Below are 13,811 nucleotides of genomic sequence, written 5' to 3'. Positions count from 1 at the left end.
ATGAACTCCTGTAAGTGCAGGAATTCATCTCGTTGACATGAGAAAATTCACGATTTACTCATGAATCGGAAGCAACGTCGTGACAGAGAAACCGTTCGTTCCATCGACAATGACCGTGCCATGAACAGAGGCCGCCCGCTCCTCCATGCCGATGATCCCAAGTCCTTTCTTGATCTTGGCCGCACCTTTCCCGTTATCTTTCACTTCCACCTTGATGACTCGATTCAACACGTGAATTTCAACGGCAATGGCCGTGGCCTCAGCGTATTTGCTCGCATTCGTCAACGCTTCAGCAATGTTCTCATAAATCACTTTCCATTGGATTGGTGTAATTACATCCAAATCCCCTTTGCATACGAGCGGAACCGGGAGATGATGTTGGGCGGAAAATTCTTCAATGAATAATTTCACCCGATTCAGCCCGATTTGCTCGAGCGGTGGCTTGATCTGTTTTAAGGTCATCCGGATTTGTTCCATGCCTTCTTTGGAAATATGGATGGCGTTTTCCAACAGTTGTTTCGCCTTGTCGCGGTCCCCATCCATCAACCGTTTGGCCGCCTCCATCTGAATGAGCGCTCCCGCGAGCGAGTGGCCGATTTGATCATGGATGCGCTGCGACAGACGGTTCCGTTCTTCCAACTGCAACGTATATTCCGACTGCTTGATGTATTGATGATATTCGCTGATCCTTCTTGTCAGCCGATGCAAATCATGGCGCATCTCGTCGAGACGATCTTCTTGTTGTTCGATCCGCTCGATATGCCGCTTGACTGCCGTCACACTCGCAAGACTGAACAAGGCCACCAAACCGTATAATTTCGCCTCCAACGGACGAAGCCCAATCATCGGCGTCAACAACACCGCCCCGATCCCCAAACTCGGTGGATATACACGGAGGCCAGCTCATACCCATTGAGAGGCAGCAACAACGCCCATAACGGCTCCACAAAGACGGCGGCTAGAACGAGAAGAACAACGGAACCAAACGCCGCTCCCTTTTTCCACCTCATATGCCGAACGATCAGGGCAAACAGCTGAAGACAAAAATAGATCAGAGAGACGAGAACAAAGCCCGCTCCCGTTTGCTGTTTCGATGAAATGTAATCGAATGCCGCATAGCCCCATACAATCAGCTTGTAAATGATCAGCAGCGATTCCATAACGTCCCCTCAGCCGATTTTTCCCGTCAAGTAATAAACAGCAATTTGCGTTCGATGTTGCAGTCCGGTTTTGTCCAAAATCGAGGTGATGTAATTGGCCACCGTTCCCTCGGAGAGAAAGAGCTGTTTGGCAATCTCTTTATTCGAAAGCCCCTTCGCAATGAGCGCCATAATGTCCAACTCTCGTTCCGTAAACAGGCTTTTATCGATTTTCGGCGCTGCTTCTGCTTCTTCTTTTAAGTTGGACTTAATTTTGTCCATCACCATCTCCTGCATCACCACTTGGCCGTGATACACCGCTTTGATCGCTTCGCGGATTCGTTCCGGGTCCGTATTTTTTAAAAAATATCCTTTTGCACCGTATTGAATGGCGTCTAGAATGTATTCATCATCATCAAACGTCGTCAAGATGAGCGGCTTTGTCTTCGTCTGCTCGCATAGAAGCTTTGTCGCTTCCACTCCATTCATGTTCGGCATGCGCACATCCAATAACGCGACATCAACTTCATGATGTCGACAATATTCCACTGCCTCTTTCCCATCGCCTACAGTCGCGGCGACATCAAACTCGTCATACGTGCTTAAGATGATCCGCAGCCCTTCGCGGACAAAAGGATTGTCATCGGCGATGAGCACTTTTATGCGCGGAACATGGGACGAAGAGTGATGTTCCATCTTTACCCACCCCTTTTCATCATGACGCCTGTCCACTACCTCGCGTGCATGATTTTCATGGTTTACTTTCATCTTTCCAAAACCGGAGGAACTATTCTTTCAACGTGGACCATTCGTGCACACAAACATATGCCTTCAAGGCGGCCTTCTGTCCAGCGAGTGAGAAAATGATTGTACACAAATCGGCAACATCCTATGATGCTCCGGATATACGGTTCCTGTTCTTTTGTCGGATAGAGACGGACGGAACAGGCTTGGCGCATTCCAATCGTCAAGAAAATTATACCATATTGCGCTTCCTCCCACTCCTTTAAGGGGGAGAGGAGCACAAGATTTCTGTAATGAATAAGGGCGATTTTTTCCGTTGCCACAGAGGAAATGAACCAAAGCAAGAGCAGGCCGAACCGAGTCGACGCTGGGATGCGTCCGGTGTTGCCAAGAGTAGCTGTCGGATCAAGACATGGGAACAGAGCCAAGCTCGATCGAATAGGCAAAACGGAAGGCAGGTCGAGGTGCCCATTCACCAACGGAGCGATCATCCTGTACCGAAACAGTGCGATGTCGTGTCTCATCGACTTATCCATCTGGATCTCCTCCTCGTCTTTCCCACCATCCATATACATTTGAATGTCAATGACAAAGTCGTGAAACTTGATCAAATTTCCTCCCCATCTTTGAAACAAATGGAAATTTCCGCCCGAAACGGCTCCTCACCACAACATGTACTTGACAAGCAATACAGCTTCCTGCACAAAGATTTGAAAAAATCACTGATTTGTTGATTTTCCCTTACAAGCGTAAATGGGGTATGTTCAGAAAAAATCATGTACAACTTTTGGTGAAGAGCCTCCGAAACAATTCACAAAAAATTTAGCACACTCTTCAGAAAAGAGGGAAAAGGCTTTCTGAAAGAATGTACAAGAAACGGTGTTTTGTTTTCGCAGAAAAGTTCCATGGGCAGCGCACTTTGCCCTCCACCCGGGGATGAAAATCACACGTCAGTCCTGCATTTTCACAAAAACATATTTTTACATAAAATACTAATATTAACTCAAAAAATATCCCTGCTTACTATGCCGTTATACCTCTTAAAACCCCTTCACAAAAACATTTCAGTTGAAAAAAACAAAAAATTCGGCTCTTCACCAAAAGTTGTACTTGATTTTTTCTGAACATACCCCATTTACGCTTGTGAGGGAAAATCAACAAATCAGTGATTTTTGCACATCTTTGTGCAGGAAACCGTATTGCTTGTCAAGTACATGTTGTGGTGAAGAGCCAAAAATTCTTTTATTCTAAATTTTATACCTCACATTTCGCACCCTAACAAGGTCAAAACGAAGGATTTTTTATTTAGTTTTTCAGAATAACTTTTTGACCAACACAACGAGCGATGGCAATCCTTTTTTTACCATCGCTGGTCGTTCCGTATCACGTTACACGTAGATGCTCTCATCCATGCCCAATCCCTGCAGAATCCTTCGCTGGTCCGGGTTGAGGGGGCGATCGAGTGCGCGTTGGATGCGCCCGTCTGGCAGCTCCAGCAGGATGACGTTCACATATTGAAACAGCTGAAAAATCGCCTGTCCCGTTGGCCGTGTCAACTTGCGGCCTCCCGCACCCTTTAACGGACGTTCGGGTGTGATGAACTGGCGCACCCGGCGCTGAAAAACGCGGTAAATCGCTAGGGCCAACAGAAACAAATAGCCCAATACGGCGACCCGTTCCGGTTTTTTGACGTAAATCTCATCGGTGAAAAACGGATCTTTCAAAAACGCGAAGTTCATTTCCACCGAGATTTGCCCTTTATACAGCTTCAAGATCTCTTGGGCATCCATTTGTTGGCCCTTCCATTCCTTCGGAACGGTCGTGACGAGGACAAACCGGGACGCTTTCCGTCTTGCCTGTTCCCATGCCGGTTGGTCGAATTCGACGTTTAGGCGAAGGGTGTACAGCGTCTCCGTCTCGGGCTCCGCCCCTTTTTTCGGCCGTCCGCGCCGTTTTTTCGGACGCACGATCTCTTCGACCGCGGCCTCCACTCGATGAAACCGAGGGCGAAGGGACGCCTTGAGGGACGTCAAGGCTTGTTCGGCGTCTTCGCGGCAGGAGAAGGGGTGGCGCTCCCAACGGACTTGTTCCTCACAAAGAAGCTCCGCTTCTTTGACCCGCTCTTTTTCGAGCGTCTTTCCTTTGCGCTGGTCGAGGGCGCTCGATTCGACGACGATCAGCCGAACCGAGTGGCCTTCATAGGTCGAGGCCGTTTCCCATACCCGATACGTAGCGCCGTTTCTCTCCGCTAGGGTAAAGGGTTTGCTCCACGGGATGTGAGGCGAATCGGCCTCCGCGAGCGCCTGTTTCACGATCCGGAGCGATGAAGGGCCTCTGGTGATCAAAAAGGCACGGGCGGCTTTGGTCTGCGCCAAGGTGTCTTTTGTCATCGCGGCGGAATCGGCCACGTAAATCCACTCATCGTCGATCTTGGCTTGTTTAAACTGTTCGTGGATCCGCGACAGCACCTCAGGATTCCACGCCTTATCCGATCGATTGCCGTCGTGCACATCGCCGTAAAACGGGATGCCGTCCTCGTTGCCGACCAGTCCAAAGCCGATCTGTTTTTGCCAACGATGATGGCGGTTGTAGCCATGTGTGATCTGCAGAGCCTCCAACGAGGCCGATTCATAGGCTCCGTAAACCGTCTTGTCCGTCGTATCGGCATGAAAGACTCGGAGGGAAAGGCCTTCTTTGCGATAAATATGAATCAAGCAAGTGCTGATGACCTTGTGAATATCGGCCTCATACAAGCGATCGAGATGACGAGCCAAGGCATCGTCGTTCAACCAGGAAGGTTGGAGACCGGGACGGATGAGTTTCTCTAAATCGATCTCCTGAGCCCATCGTTCTAAGTGAACCAGGGCTTGCCGGCCGTCAAATAGATTGTAAAGGATGGCCTGAACGGCATCGCTGACTCGTGTTTGGCACTGTGGATCGACGGGGACAAGATGGTCAATCAAGCGGGGGATGTCCAGCTTTTTGACTAGAACACTTATTATATTCAAATAATCATTACGACAGATCCCTTTGACTTTCACATTCATGAGAGAAAAACTCCTTTACATTCCTTGTGTGTCAAGGATTCATTCGACATCGGAACAAAAAATCCTCCCGATTTTCGTCGGAAGGGTGCGAAATGTGAGTTATACAACCAAATAATCAGTTCACGCAACAGGTGGTTCACACATGCGGTGAACCTTAAAAGGGAAGTTTGGTGAAAATCCAACACGGTCGCGCCACTGTGATGCAGAGCTGTTTATCACAATCCACTGTTTCATTTGAAATGGGAAGGAGATAAACAGCGATGAAGCTAAGTCAGGAGACCTGCCTGTTGTATGCACTTTCGACCTACGCGTCATAGGGAGGAGTGAGGACATATGATATTGAGGCACTTCACGTATCTCAATACAAGCTAGTTATACCCTCCTTCCGTTGGAAGAGGGTTTTTTGCTTGATTGGGATCAAATAACTGGAGGTGCTTCCACATGTTCATCCGCAGTTCAAATGTAGGGTATCCACGCATTGGGGAGAAAAGAGAATGGAAAAAGACGTTAGAATCGTTTTGGAATGGGCAGATCACCAAAGAACAATGCACCAAAATGATGGAAGCGATTCGACTTGATTCGATTCGTAAACAGATGGAGAAAGGAATCGATCTCATTCCAATTGGAGATTTTTCTTTATACGATCACGTATTAGATACAGCATTCATGTTTGGATATATTCCAGAGCAATTTCAACAAATAGACGATACACTTGAGCAATATTTTGCGATGGCACGCGGGACAAATGGGCAACATGCGCTTGAAATGACGAAATGGTTTAATACAAATTACCATTACATCGTGCCTGAAATTGGACAAACAAAGCCAAGATTAGTGGAGAATCGCCTATTGAAAGAATACAACCTTGTAAAAGAAACATTCGATTTAGAAACAAAACCTGTGTTGCTTGGACCGATTACGTTTCTTTTGCTTTCTAAGCAATACGATCGACACGAGTGGCGCAAACATCTCGCACGATTAGTTCCTGTTTATGTAGAATTATTCAAACAACTAAGCGAAGCGGGCGTGTCATTCGTCCAAATCGATGAACCGATTCTCGTCCAAGATATAGACGATGACATCGTCGATGCATTTCGTGATGTATATGAAGTTTTTCATCGCGGTGTACCAAATATAAACCTTATTTTACAAACATATTTTGATAGCGTGTCGCATTATCGTGAAATCGTTGCTTTACCTGTCGCAGGCATTGGGCTTGACTTTGTACATGATAATGGCGAAAACATGAAAAACATAAACACCTATGGATTTCCGAAAGATAAAATATTAGTTGCTGGGATTGTAGATGGCCGCAATGTATGGAAAAGTTCGCTTGCCCAAAAAGCGACGCTCCTTCACCATCTAGCAAACGTTGCTGAACAACTGATCATTCAACCGTCTTGCAGCTTACTGCACGTCCCTGTCACGACAAAACACGAACATTCACTGCCGCCGGAGCTCGCTGGGGCTTTATCATTTGCCGATGAAAAATTAGATGAAATACGTATGCTGACAGAATATATGAAAGGAAACACAACAATCGACAAGCTAATCCAATACGACGAACAAACAAACAGTAATTTAGCCAAGTTCCGCAAACAACAAGAACAAATAAACGAGATCACAGCCGTTCCGGTAAGCCGAACACCTTACAGCAAACGACGAAAGATACAACAATCACATTTGCAACTCCCGCTGTTGCCGACAACGACAATCGGCAGCTTCCCGCAGACGAGCGACGTGCGCCGAGCTCGGATGAAGTGGAAAAAAGGGGAATGGAACGATCATCAATATAAGTCCTTTATAAAGAAAGAAATCGCAAAATGGATCGACATTCAAGAGCAACTGCAGCTCGACGTGCTTGTCCATGGGGAATTTGAGCGCACAGATATGGTAGAATTTTTCGGTGAAAAGCTGCAAGGCATGGCATGCACGACAAACGGCTGGGTACAATCGTATGGATCACGTTGTGTTCGCCCGCCCATTATTTTTAGCCATGTGTCCTACCAACAACCGATGACCGTAGAAGAAACGGTATATGCCCAGTCGCTGACCCATAAACCTGTCAAAGGCATGCTGACAGGCCCTGTAACCATGTTAAACTGGTCGTTCGTTCGCGACGACATTCCACGAAAACATGTGCTGACACAGCTCGCCTTGGCCATTCGTGAAGAAGTGTTGCGCTTGGAAGCGAAAGGCATACGCATCATTCAAGTCGATGAACCAGCATTGCGGGAAGGATTGCCATTGAAAAAGGAAAAACACGCATCCTATTGGGAAGATGCCGTTATGGCGTTTCGTCTTGCTACCTCATCAGTGAAAGAGGAAACGCAAATTCATACCCATATGTGCTATTCACAGTTTGAACAGATGATGCATGTCATCGATAAACTTGATGCCGACGTCATTTCCATTGAATCATCGCGAAGCCATGGTGAGCTTATTGCTGCATTTGAAACATATGAGTACAAAAAAGAAATCGGCTTAGGGGTTTATGACATTCACAGCCCACGCATTCCGACAAAAAAAGAAATAAGCGAACAAATCGAGCGAGCGCTTCGCGTCCTTCGTCCAGAACAATTTTGGGTCAATCCCGATTGCGGATTAAAAACGCGAAAAGAAAAAGAAGCAATTGCCGCACTCAAAGCGATGGTGGAAGCCGCACACGAATACCGGGAGCGACTTTTGGCTTACGGAGGGATGAAGTCATGGAAGTGAGCGTCGAGCAATCAAAAACGATTCAAATGCGGCTCGTTTTGCCTTCTGATACGAACCATCTTGGCACGATTTTTGGCGGCACCGTTTTAGCGTATATTGATGAAATTGCAGCAATATCCGCCATGCGCCATGCACGAAAAGCGGTCGTCACCGTTTCGATCGACAAAGTTGATTTCATTTCGTCCGCGAAAGTAGGCGATATTTTAAAACTCGAAGCATTCGTCTACTCGACTGGACGCACATCCATGAAGGTATTCGTCAAAGTCGAAACAGAAGATTTATTTACAGGCGAACATCACTTGACCACTACATGCTTTTTGACGATGGTCGCCATCGATCAAAACAAAAAACCGACGCCTGTTCCAAAAGTCATCATTAGCGAACAGGAGGAACAAATCGTACAACTGTATCAGCAAAACAATAAGGTATAAATATTTATACCCCAGACTGTTGAAAAACGATTTTGTCAAGGACAAAATCGTTTTTCTTTTTGGCTCTTCACCACAACATGTACTTGACAAGCAATACGGTTTCCTGCACAAAGATGTGCAAAAATCACGGACTTGTTGATTTTCCCTCACAAGCGTAAATAGGGTATGTTCAGAAAAAATCAAGTACAACTTTTGGTGAAGAGCCTTTATGGTAAAATAGAAAATAGAAGTCCATAACCAAAGGGAGGAATGGCCATGTCCCGCGCACAACAATGGGTGCAATATTTCCTTTCGCACCGCCGTGTCACGCTGGAACTGATCCACAAAATCGACGAGGCGCATTATGAGTACAAACCGACGCCGACCTCGATGACAGCGAAGCAGCTGGCGACGCATATGCTGTTCAGCTTCTACAATTTCGCTAATACGGCAAAACACGGCGATCCATCGCTGTTCCGGCAAAAAATCGAGGAACCGGAGACGAATTTGGCCAAGCTGGCGGAAACATATACGGAAAAAACGAGGCAGCTCATCGAATCGATGAGCGATGACGACTTCGACCGGACGCTCGATTTAACATCGATTTTCGGCATTCAAATTCCAGCCAAGCAGTTGTTGCAAATGGCAATGGATCACGAAATTCATCATAAAGGCCAGCTGTTCGTCTACGTCCGCGGCATGGGGCATACGGACTTACCGCTTTTTGTCAAACGCGGTTAAAACTAACGAAGGGGGATCCCAGACAGAAACGGGACACCCCTTTCTTATTTTTGTCTGCCAAACCTGAAAAAGAAATTCATTGCAAGGTATTTCACCCTGCTCCCTATACCCCCTTGATCAACTGCTCGATGATCGCTTGATTTTTCTCTTGAAACCGCTCGTTATGAGAGGAGACCATGGCAAATCGTTCCGCTGATGGATCAATGAACCGCTTGGCACTGTTGACTGCATTGGCGGCGTCTTGGAAAGCTCCGGCGATCAGATGAAGTTTGCCGTCATACTTTAAAATGTCGCCCGCCGCATACAGCCCCGGCACCGAAGTCTCGCTGTTCGCATTGCCCGCGATATAGTAGTCATCCACCATTTCGATATGCAAAGGGCTGTTTTTCAGAAGCGAAGTGTCAATTTCATAACCATGGCTGACGATCACCTCATCCACGGGCAGATGGACGACCTCACCGGTCGCATGGTTGGTCAGCTCGACCTGCTCAATGGCATGATGGCGGGCATCAGCAATCAGTTTCGTAATCGATGTATGAAAATAACAAACCGCCCCGCTGTGAAGCAGCTGTGAAACTTGCGCTTCATGGCCTTTGAACTCTTCGTTTCGGTAGGTGACATAAACGGTTTTGGCGATCGGCACGAGCTCGTTTGCCCAATCGACCGCCGAATTGCCGCCGCCGGAAATGATCACGGTTTTCCCTTTAAATCGCTGGAGCGATTTGACGGTATAATGCAAATTCGTCACCTCAAATGTTTCCGCCCCTTCGATGTCCAGCTTTTTCGGTTTGATGATGCCGCTTCCGACTGCTACAATGACCGTTTTGGACCAATGTTGCGCTCCTGAAGCGGTTTGCAGCAAAAATGTGCCGTCCGGTTGGCGTAGGATGGCCGTGACTTTTTCATTCAAAACGATTGTTGGGTCAAATAACAGCGCCTGCTTGATCAATTGGTTCATCAATTGTTCTCCTGTAATGGGCGCATGCCCTCCGACATCCCAAATAAACTTTTCCGGGTAGACATGCAACTTGCCGCCCAACTGCGGCTGGTACTCGATCAACTTCGTCTTCATTTGACGCAGCCCGCTGTAAAACGATGCATACAATCCCGCTGGTCCGCCGCCGATAATGGTGACATCGTACAAATCGGCCATCACTGTTCCCTCCGCATCTGATTTAAAAACGATTTTCATTATCATTAAATGTACCATACTTCCTAATCGGATGACAACTTCATCATCAAAGAGGGTGTCCCCAACGCAACGGGACACCCTTTCTTTCTTGCAAGAAGGCAGGAACAAATCACTGCGGCGACACGATCTATCTATTGAATCTCTCAAAGAGAGACGATCTTTTGAGACCGCCTCTACCCAACCATTCCATATCGATTCAATTGAATCGGCAATCATCGTCTCCACACGCCCGCCCCTCTTCACCGAGAAGCTGCAGCGGCCGCGATTGTTCTTCCTCCCATACCTTCTCCAGCGCCCGCCGGAACACGTCAACCGGCTGGGCGCCGGAAATCGCATACTTCCCGTTGAAAACAAAAAACGGCACACCGCGGATGCCCAACGCCGCCGCTTCTTCTTCATCGCGGCGCACCTCTTGTGTGTAGCGGCCGCTGGCCAACACTTCTTCCGCTTCCGTCCGGTCAAGCCCGACTGCTTCGGCGATCGCAAGCAGCACATTGCGGTCGCTGATTCGCTTCGACTCCGTGAAATATGCATAAAACAGCCGTTCCACCATGTCGTTCAGCTTCCCTTTTTCCTTGGCATATTGCGCCAAGCGGTGGGCGTCAAACGTATTCGTCGGCTTCATCGTCTCAAAGCGGAATGTCAATCCGACCGCTTCCGCCTGCCTGCCGATATCGGCATTAGCCCGCTTCGCTTCCTCGATTGAAATGCCGTATTTGTTGGCGATGATTTCGTGAATCGTCAACGGGGTCTCGTTTGGTGCGTTTGGATCGAGTTCAAAGCTGCGGAATACGATTTCAACGTTTTCCCGGTGCGGAAATGGCTCAAGCGCCTGTTCCAAGCGACGTTTGCCGATATAGCAAAACGGGCAGACAAAATCGGACCATACTTCAATTTTCATGGCCATCCTCCTCTACTTTTGACGCGCTTCCCCTCCATTGTAGCCCATCGCTGGTCAAATGGCTAACGAAAGGCATGGGGGCGGACCCGCCCGCATACATTGTACTACCATGCTGTTGGGACAAGGAGGACAAAAACCGATGCATTCTCACGAACTAGGCGCTTTTCTATTGCGGATTGTCACCGGATTCATCTTTTTCGCCCATGGGTGGGTGAAATGGCAACGGGGGCTTGAGGCGGCAACGGATTCGTTTGTTGCTATGGGCCTTCCCGGCTGGCTCGCCTACATCGTGACGATGGTGGAGCTTGCCGGCGGCTGGGCGATGATGCTTGGCCTTGGCACACGGCCGATTGCGGCGGCGTTTGCCATCATCATGATCGGAGCCATCGCCACCGCCAAAGCCGACGCCGGTTTGCTTGGCAACGGACGGGAAACGGGCTATGAATTCAACCTCGCCTTGCTTGCGATGTCCGTATATTTGTGGCTGAACGGCAGCCGGCTTTGGTCGTTAGATGCGGTCATCGGACGGCCGCGCGGCTGAACAGCCGGCACGAAAACAGGTGTCCCGCATACCGAACGGGACACCTGTTTCTACTTGCCTTGTCCTTTTTCCACTGTCAGCTTGACGACGCGCTCGCCGATGGCTTGAATCAATTCCGGCGGCATCGGGAAGCTGACTGCGGCCGGATCGGAGGCAACCGCCGGGATGGTGGCGGCAAATTGCTCCGCCGTGATCGGGTAGTCAGCAAAATCCCTTGGCAAGCCAATGTCGTTGCGCAGCTGGCGGATTCGTTCAATGGACTTCGCCAACAGCACATCGTCTCCTTGGCCGTGATCGTGAATGCCAAGCGCTTCAGCGAGCAGCTTCGCTTTCGGCAAGTACAACTCCGGAATCGCTTCCATCACGACCGGCAAAAAGACGGCGTTCGCCAAGCCGTGAGGAATGCGGAACATTGCGCCGTACGCATGGGCGAAATTGTGCACCGGAATGGCGTTTAAGGCAAAGCTGAACGCGGTGATGCCGAGCAGGCTCGCCTGCAGCATCTCCAAGCGGGCGCGGATGTTTCCGCCGTCGCGGACCGCTATCGGCAAGTAGTCGCGGATCAGGCGGATCGCCTGCAAGGCGCACGCATCGGTCATGGCGGTCGCCGTCGGCGAGGCGAGCGCTTCAATGGCATGGGTGAGCGCGTCCATGCCGGTAAACGCCGTCACCTTCGGCGGCAGCCCGACGGTTAAATCCGGGTCCAAGACAGCGACGTCGGCATTGATAAACGGATTGATGATGTTCGTTTTCAAGCGCAGCTCTTCGTTATAGATGACCGCAATCGGCGACACTTCCGACCCCGTGCCGGCCGTCGTCGGGATGGCGATGTGCGGGATCGGCATGAATTGCGCTTGCGGAAACGACTCGTACCGCAGCCCGCCGGGAATCGCCTCTTTAATGTCGCGCAACCCTTTAAACAGGGCGTATTTCACCCCTTTGGCCGTATCGAGCACGCTGCCGCCGCCGACCGCCAACAAGGCGTCCGCTCCCATCTCGCGCGCATAGCGCACCGCTTCATTGACGCATTCGCTCTCCGCATCTTGGCGAATATCTAAAAAGATGCCGGCCAGCTCCGGTCCAACGCCGCGCGTTGTCAGCCGAAACAGATCGGCCACTTTCTCCACGACCCCAGCCTGCTCGAGTCCTCGGTCGGAAAGCAATAGCACCCGCTTAGCACCCAGCCCGCGGAACAAGTCCGGCACGAGCGCGCGGGCGTTCGATCCGGTGTAAATGGCGGTGCGCAGCCAAAAGTTCGCTAACGTCGTCATGTTCCTTCGTCCCCTTTACTTTTTCATCATAGCGTGCAGGCGGGAAAACAGCACTTGATACCATTTCCGCTTTTCAAGCTCCGGCACCATTGATGTGTGCACATGCTTCAGCTGCGTGTAAGCATCAAGCGAATATTTGCCCATCTCGCGCCCGATGCCGCTTTGTTTGTAGCCGCCAAACGGCGCGTCATTGCGAAGCATATGCCAATCATTGATCCAGACGACCCCAGCCTGCAGGCGCCCGGCGATGGCGTACGCCTTGTTGACGTCGCGCGTCCAGACGCCGGCCGCCAGCCCGTAGATCGTGTCGTTGGCCATCGCCACTGCCTCTTCCACGTCATGATAGCGGATGACCGACAGCACTGGGCCGAAAATCTCTTCTTGGGCGATTGTCATGTCATTCGTGACATTCGTGAAAATCGTCGGTGCGACAAAATGGCCTCCCTCACAGCCGGGCACATCCACTTCATGGCCGCCGCAGACAAGCGTCGCCCCTTCTTGCTTGCCGGCTTCAATATAGACATCTATCGATTTCCATTGGCGTCGAACAGCCGGTCATCATTGCCGGTTGGCGTCTGCCTGTTCAACGTATAGAAAGCCGTTTTTCGGCCTAGCCTCCCTCTCACCCGACATGTTCGCTTTCTTCGAGTCCAAACAGCTCGTCAAACGGTTTCTCCTGCGCTTTTTTCAACACTTCCATCCTCGCTGCCAGTTGGTGGGCGGTGAAATTCATGATGTCGGCATGGTGATCGGGGCCGAACATCGAATCGTGGGCCGCCGCTTCCAACCGCTTGGCCTTTTGATAAAGCCGAAACGGGAACGAATCTTCCTGCAGCCCGCGGCTGCCTGTTGTAACCAACGGCTCGGCCCGCCGCACGGTCACCACTCCTTTTCTATTTTTTCTCGAACTCACTGGATATGATGCTTCTCCATCGATGATCATGGGGCAAGTTCATTTATGTAAGGGCTTACAAGAAAGGCCTTGTTACGAAAGGTAGGTCGTCATCTAAGAGGAAGATTGCACAAATGACTGGAGCGTTATGAATAGTCACTCATTTTCTCTCATTCTAGCAATCTTCTTTTCCTTTCGTCAACGAAAAGCGAATG

The 13,811-nt window shown here is 49.7% G+C and carries 12 protein-coding genes, 2 pseudogenes and 1 riboswitch; of the genes and pseudogenes, 4 read left to right on the top strand and 10 right to left on the bottom strand.

Features of this window, described 5'->3' with window-relative positions; translation table 11 throughout:
* Nucleotides 1–54: 54 nt before the first annotated feature.
* The 5 genes and pseudogenes from A0V43_RS16465 to A0V43_RS16450 all read right to left on the bottom strand — a co-directional run bounded on the left by A0V43_RS16465 (nucleotide 55) and on the right by A0V43_RS16450 (nucleotide 4,930).
* Nucleotides 55–1,160, bottom strand: a pseudogene (locus A0V43_RS16465) (sensor histidine kinase).
* Nucleotides 1,161–1,169: 9 nt separating this feature from the next.
* Nucleotides 1,170–1,835, bottom strand: a complete 666-nt coding sequence (locus A0V43_RS16460) for a response regulator (protein ID WP_063193574.1) — start codon at nucleotides 1,833–1,835, stop codon at nucleotides 1,170–1,172.
* A 68-nt stretch (nucleotides 1,836–1,903) separates the two neighbouring features.
* Nucleotides 1,904–2,359, bottom strand: coding sequence for a helix-turn-helix domain-containing protein (locus tag A0V43_RS16455; protein WP_369770202.1), 456 nt, complete (start codon nucleotides 2,357–2,359; stop codon nucleotides 1,904–1,906).
* Nucleotides 2,342–2,419, bottom strand: a pseudogene (locus A0V43_RS21070) (helix-turn-helix domain-containing protein); the annotation flags it as partial. The pseudogene A0V43_RS21070 and the gene A0V43_RS16455, both read right to left, overlap by 18 nt.
* Nucleotides 2,420–3,271: 852 nt before the next feature.
* On the bottom strand, nucleotides 3,272–4,930 hold the full coding sequence (locus A0V43_RS16450; RefSeq protein WP_063192544.1) for an IS1634 family transposase: 1,659 nt from the start codon (nucleotides 4,928–4,930) through the stop codon (nucleotides 3,272–3,274).
* A 112-nt stretch (nucleotides 4,931–5,042) separates the two neighbouring features.
* A riboswitch (cobalamin riboswitch) is annotated at nucleotides 5,043–5,232 on the top strand.
* A gap of 139 nt (nucleotides 5,233–5,371) precedes the next feature.
* Between A0V43_RS16450 and metE the strand changes: the two genes are divergently transcribed.
* The 3 genes from metE to A0V43_RS16435 all read left to right on the top strand — a co-directional run bounded on the left by metE (nucleotide 5,372) and on the right by A0V43_RS16435 (nucleotide 8,799).
* Nucleotides 5,372–7,648: a 5-methyltetrahydropteroyltriglutamate--homocysteine S-methyltransferase gene (metE, locus tag A0V43_RS16445; protein ID WP_063193573.1), complete on the top strand. Its 2,277-nt coding sequence runs from the start codon at nucleotides 5,372–5,374 to the stop codon at nucleotides 7,646–7,648.
* Nucleotides 7,639–8,079: an acyl-CoA thioesterase gene (locus A0V43_RS16440; protein ID WP_063193572.1), complete on the top strand. Its 441-nt coding sequence runs from the start codon at nucleotides 7,639–7,641 to the stop codon at nucleotides 8,077–8,079. Before metE ends, A0V43_RS16440 begins: the two co-directional genes overlap by 10 nt.
* Nucleotides 8,080–8,334: 255 nt before the next feature.
* Nucleotides 8,335–8,799, top strand: a complete 465-nt coding sequence (locus tag A0V43_RS16435; RefSeq protein ID WP_063193571.1) for a DinB family protein — start codon at nucleotides 8,335–8,337, stop codon at nucleotides 8,797–8,799.
* 103 nt (nucleotides 8,800–8,902) lie between these two features.
* Here the strand turns inward: A0V43_RS16435 and A0V43_RS16430 are convergent, their stop codons facing one another.
* A complete protein-coding gene (locus A0V43_RS16430; protein ID WP_020754705.1) occupies nucleotides 8,903–9,952 on the bottom strand; it encodes an NAD(P)/FAD-dependent oxidoreductase in 1,050 nt (349 codons plus the stop codon).
* 235 nt (nucleotides 9,953–10,187) lie between these two features.
* Entirely contained in the window at nucleotides 10,188–10,892 is a 705-nt protein-coding gene (locus A0V43_RS16425) for a DsbA family oxidoreductase (RefSeq protein ID WP_063193570.1), read from the bottom strand.
* 139 nt (nucleotides 10,893–11,031) lie between these two features.
* Between A0V43_RS16425 and A0V43_RS16420 the strand changes: the two genes are divergently transcribed.
* A complete protein-coding gene (locus tag A0V43_RS16420) occupies nucleotides 11,032–11,433 on the top strand; it encodes a DoxX family protein (protein ID WP_063193569.1) in 402 nt (133 codons plus the stop codon).
* Nucleotides 11,434–11,483: 50 nt separating this feature from the next.
* Here A0V43_RS16420 and A0V43_RS16415 read toward each other — a convergent pair whose 3' ends face one another.
* The 3 genes from A0V43_RS16415 to A0V43_RS16405 all read right to left on the bottom strand — a co-directional run bounded on the left by A0V43_RS16415 (nucleotide 11,484) and on the right by A0V43_RS16405 (nucleotide 13,617).
* Entirely contained in the window at nucleotides 11,484–12,704 is a 1,221-nt protein-coding gene (locus A0V43_RS16415) for an iron-containing alcohol dehydrogenase (protein WP_063193568.1), read from the bottom strand.
* Between the two features lie 15 nt (nucleotides 12,705–12,719).
* Nucleotides 12,720–13,220, bottom strand: coding sequence for an aldehyde dehydrogenase family protein (locus tag A0V43_RS16410; protein WP_236931038.1), 501 nt, complete (start codon nucleotides 13,218–13,220; stop codon nucleotides 12,720–12,722).
* Between the two features lie 106 nt (nucleotides 13,221–13,326).
* Nucleotides 13,327–13,617, bottom strand: coding sequence for a hypothetical protein (locus A0V43_RS16405; protein ID WP_236930848.1), 291 nt, complete (start codon nucleotides 13,615–13,617; stop codon nucleotides 13,327–13,329).
* Nucleotides 13,618–13,811: the final 194 nt, after the last annotated feature.

This window comes from Geobacillus sp. JS12 (assembly GCF_001592395.1).
GTDB classification, from domain to species: Bacteria; Bacillota; Bacilli; order Bacillales; family Anoxybacillaceae; genus Geobacillus; species Geobacillus zalihae.
Note: the sequence above shows the minus strand (reverse complement) of the source record. Positions and strands in the feature narration are given on the sequence as shown.

Excerpts from the sequence above, each read along its gene's own strand:
- A0V43_RS16460 (WP_063193574.1), bottom strand. The coding sequence starts at position 1,835 with ATGGAACATCACTCTTCGTCCCATGTTCCGCGCATAAAAGTGCTCATC.
- A0V43_RS16450 (WP_063192544.1), bottom strand. The coding sequence starts at position 4,930 with ATGAATGTGAAAGTCAAAGGGATCTGTCGTAATGATTATTTGAATATA.
- metE (WP_063193573.1), top strand. The coding sequence starts at position 5,372 with ATGTTCATCCGCAGTTCAAATGTAGGGTATCCACGCATTGGGGAGAAA.
- A0V43_RS16440 (WP_063193572.1), top strand. The coding sequence starts at position 7,639 with ATGGAAGTGAGCGTCGAGCAATCAAAAACGATTCAAATGCGGCTCGTT.
- A0V43_RS16435 (WP_063193571.1), top strand. The coding sequence starts at position 8,335 with ATGTCCCGCGCACAACAATGGGTGCAATATTTCCTTTCGCACCGCCGT.
- A0V43_RS16430 (WP_020754705.1), bottom strand. The coding sequence starts at position 9,952 with ATGGCCGATTTGTACGATGTCACCATTATCGGCGGCGGACCAGCGGGA.
- A0V43_RS16425 (WP_063193570.1), bottom strand. The coding sequence starts at position 10,892 with ATGAAAATTGAAGTATGGTCCGATTTTGTCTGCCCGTTTTGCTATATC.
- A0V43_RS16420 (WP_063193569.1), top strand. The coding sequence starts at position 11,032 with ATGCATTCTCACGAACTAGGCGCTTTTCTATTGCGGATTGTCACCGGA.
- A0V43_RS16415 (WP_063193568.1), bottom strand. The coding sequence starts at position 12,704 with ATGACGACGTTAGCGAACTTTTGGCTGCGCACCGCCATTTACACCGGA.